At 63.2% G+C, this 3,165-nt stretch carries 4 protein-coding genes; all 4 read right to left on the bottom strand.

What is annotated here, in order from left to right:
* Nucleotides 1-465: haloacid dehalogenase-like hydrolase (locus B3873_RS14135; RefSeq protein WP_286866813.1), on the bottom strand; the 465-nt coding region annotated here is incomplete at its 3' end.
* A gap of 1 nt (nt 466) precedes the next feature.
* A complete protein-coding gene (locus B3873_RS14130; RefSeq protein WP_286866811.1) occupies nt 467-1,399 on the bottom strand; it encodes a transketolase family protein in 933 nt (310 codons plus the stop codon).
* Complete coding sequence (locus tag B3873_RS14125; protein WP_034331010.1) at nt 1,396-2,223, bottom strand: transketolase; 828 nt, start codon at nt 2,221-2,223, stop codon at nt 1,396-1,398. The genes B3873_RS14130 and B3873_RS14125 overlap by 4 nt, the downstream gene beginning before the upstream one ends.
* A gap of 84 nt (nt 2,224-2,307) precedes the next feature.
* Nucleotides 2,308-3,165: GDP-mannose 4,6-dehydratase (locus B3873_RS14120; RefSeq protein WP_286866809.1), on the bottom strand; the 858-nt coding region annotated here is incomplete at its 5' end.

Here is a 3,165-nt window from a genome sequence, read left to right as displayed (position 1 = left end):
GGGCAGATCGTCGATGAAGTAATCGCAGCCGCAGTCGGCGATGCGCGCGATCTTGGCCTCCTTGGTCGGCTCGAAATACACGGCCTGCACGGCGTCCTTCCCGGTGGCTGCGCGCAGCGTGCCGTCAATCCAGCCGGTGGCCGCCGCACGCAGATCGTGTTGCGGACCTTTGAAGGGATAGCGGGTCTTGTGGCTGATGATCAGCAGTTCGGCACCCCGCACAGACGCCTGACGGATGAAGTCGAACACGCCCGCAAAGGCTTCGGCCTCGCCCATGCGGGCGCCGTAGACATCGCCCTGCAGTTCGGTGAAGACGGCATCCTGGCCTGCTTCGCGCAGGTAGTCGCGCACGGCGAGCTTGGAGACCGGCAAGCTCGCCGGGACCAGTCCCTGCTCGGTCGCCACCTTGTGGAACAGCGAGTCGTAGGTGACGATGGTGTTGTCGAAATCCAGTCCGATGCGCATCTCAGCCTGCCGTCTTCCGGAACGCAGCCTCCACCTTGGCGGCGATGTTGTCGGCGGTCAGTCCGTACTTGGCGCGGGCATATTCCTGCGAGCCGATCTCGTGCATGAAGCTGTCGTCCACGCCGAAGCCAAGCAGACGCCCCTTCATGGGCTCCTGCCGCGCCAGCCATTCTGCAATGGCACCGCCCAGGCCGCCGATGCGGCTGTGTTCTTCCACCACGCCCACCACCGCGTATCCCGCGAACGCCTGCTCCAGGCTGGCTTCATCGAGCGGCTTGATGGTGTGGAAGCTCTCCACGCGCGCCGAGATGCCGCGTGCCTGCAGCAAATCGGCTGCCGCCATCACGGTGGGCAGCAAGGTACCGGCACCGATCAGGCAGACATCGCTGCCGCTGCGCACATTGATGGCGCGGCCGATCTCGAAGTGCTCGTCCTGCTTGGGAACGATCTGCTCGCCTTTCTTTCCGATGCGGATGTAGACCGGGCCGTCAAGCTTGAGCGCAGCACGCAGGCACTGGCGCAGCTCGACTTCGTCGGCAGGCGCAAGCACCGTCATGTTGGGCAGTACCCGCATGATCGCCAGGTCTTCGCAGGAATGGTGGGTCGGCCCCAGTTCGGCATAGGACAGTCCGGAGCCGGTCCCCACGATGATCACCGGGACGTTGTGATAGCAGGCATCCACGCGGATCTGCTCGAAGCAGCGCGTGGTGGTGAACGGCGTGATGGTGTAGATCACCGGCCGCAAGCCGGACAGCGCCATGCCGGCGGCCACGCCCATCATGTTGGCTTCGGCGATGCCGCAGTTGAGGAAGCGCGTGCCGTTGGCGGCCTTGAACTTGTCGAACAGCTTGTTGCCGATGTCGCCCGAGAGCAGCACCACGCGCGGATCACTGCTACCCAGTCTGGTGATCTCGTCTGCAAACGCGTTTCTCATGCCTGTACTCCCAGTTCCTGATAGGCAGCGGCCACTTCGTCGGCATTGGGAATCCGGTAGTGCCAGTTGTTGTCGTCTTCCATGAAGGAGACGCCCTTGCCCTTGACGGTGTGTGCCACCACGGCAATGGGTTTTCCTTCGGGTGCGCGCGGGCGTCCCATGATCTCGACCAGGGTCGCCATGTCGTGGCCATCGATTTCCATCGCATCCCAGCCGAAGGCGCGCCACTTGTCCACCAGCGGATTCAAGGCCAGCACTTCCTCGCTGCGGCCGGTGGCCTGCCACTTGTTGAAGTCGACCAGCACCATCAGGTTGCCGGTACGCTGGGCCGCGGCCATCATGGCGGCTTCCCAGACCGAACCTTCATTGCATTCGCCGTCACCCAGCAGCACCGTGACGTCATAGCGCTGTTGCTGGATGCGACCAGCCAGGGCCATGCCCAGGCCGATCGGCAGACCATGGCCGAGCGAGCCGGTGGCGGCCTCGATACCGGGCAGGTGATCAGGCGTCGGGGGGTGTTCGGCGAAGATGCCGCCGTCCTTGCCATAGTCGTCCAGCATCGAGATCGGGTAGAAGCCGCGCAAGGCCAGCACCTGGAACAGTGCGGCAGCGCCGTGTCCCTTGCTGAGGATGAAGCGGTCCCGCAGCGGGTCGGCCGGCTTGGAAGGATCAATGCGCAGCGTACCGAAATAGGCCGCCGTGAGGATGTCCACGCAGGAAAGGCAGGAGCCCAGGTGCGGTGTCTGGGTGCGGTGCGCATTCTCGATGATGCGGCCGCGCAGCTGGCTGGCTGTTTTCTTCAGCGCGGTAATGTCTTGGGCCATAACGATCTATCCAAAAGCAATGCCCGTTCTTTCAAACGGGCAGCAAAACGATGCGGCATTCGCCGAGGCTGCACTCAGTGCGGCTCAGGGCTTGTGGACGTAGTTCCATTCCATGGTCTGCATGGCGTCCAGGTTCTGCCGGACCCAGCTGACGCATTCATCCAGTCCTTCGTCGAGCGAGACTTTCACGTTCCAGTCCAGGCTCTGGCGCAGCTTGCTGCTATCCAACATGTAGGCGGCATCCTTGCCCAGGCGCTCGCCGACGATCTCGACGTTGGCCGCAAAATCCACGTCCAGCTTGGCGCAGATGCGCTCGACCAGTTCGCGCACGCTGACGATCTCGTCGGTGGAGATGTGGTAGGTCTGGCCATTGATACCGCGCGTGGCGATGGCATGGGTGGCGCTCGATACATCGCGCATGTGGATGAAGGAGCGGCGCGAGAGTCCACCGCCATGCAGCTGCAGTTTCTTCCCGGTCAGCACCGAGAGGATGGTGCGCGGAATGATGCGATACAACTGCTGGCCCGGACCGTAGACGTTGGCGGCGCGGGTGAACACTACCGGGAAACCGTAGGCATCGAAGTAGGTCTTCAGGCTCATGTCGGCCGCCGCGCGGGACACCGCATACGGGGTGCTCGGGTTGAACGGCGTGTCTTCCTTGATGAAGCCATCGGTACTGCCATACACCTCGGGTGTGGTGATGTGCACGTACTTGTCCAGGAAGTCGCACTGGCGCAGCACTTCGTGCAGGCGGATGGTCGCCATGACGTTGGTCTCGAACCAGTGTTCCGGATTCTTCCAGCTTTCGGCGACCATGCTTTGCGCGGCGAAGTTGACCACGATGGCGGGCTTCTCGCGCTGAATCAATTCGGTCAGCGCGGCCAGGTCCTTGTTGAGGTCATACGGGTAGAACGGGAATGCGGCCTGATGCCCGGACCAGCG

The sequence above is a fragment of the Herbaspirillum sp. UBA812 genome (genome assembly GCF_002296545.1).
Classification (GTDB): Bacteria; Pseudomonadota; Gammaproteobacteria; order Burkholderiales; family Burkholderiaceae_D; genus Herbaspirillum; species Herbaspirillum huttiense.
The sequence above is the reverse complement of the archived record's forward strand: the minus strand, read 5'-3'. Positions and strand labels throughout refer to the sequence as shown.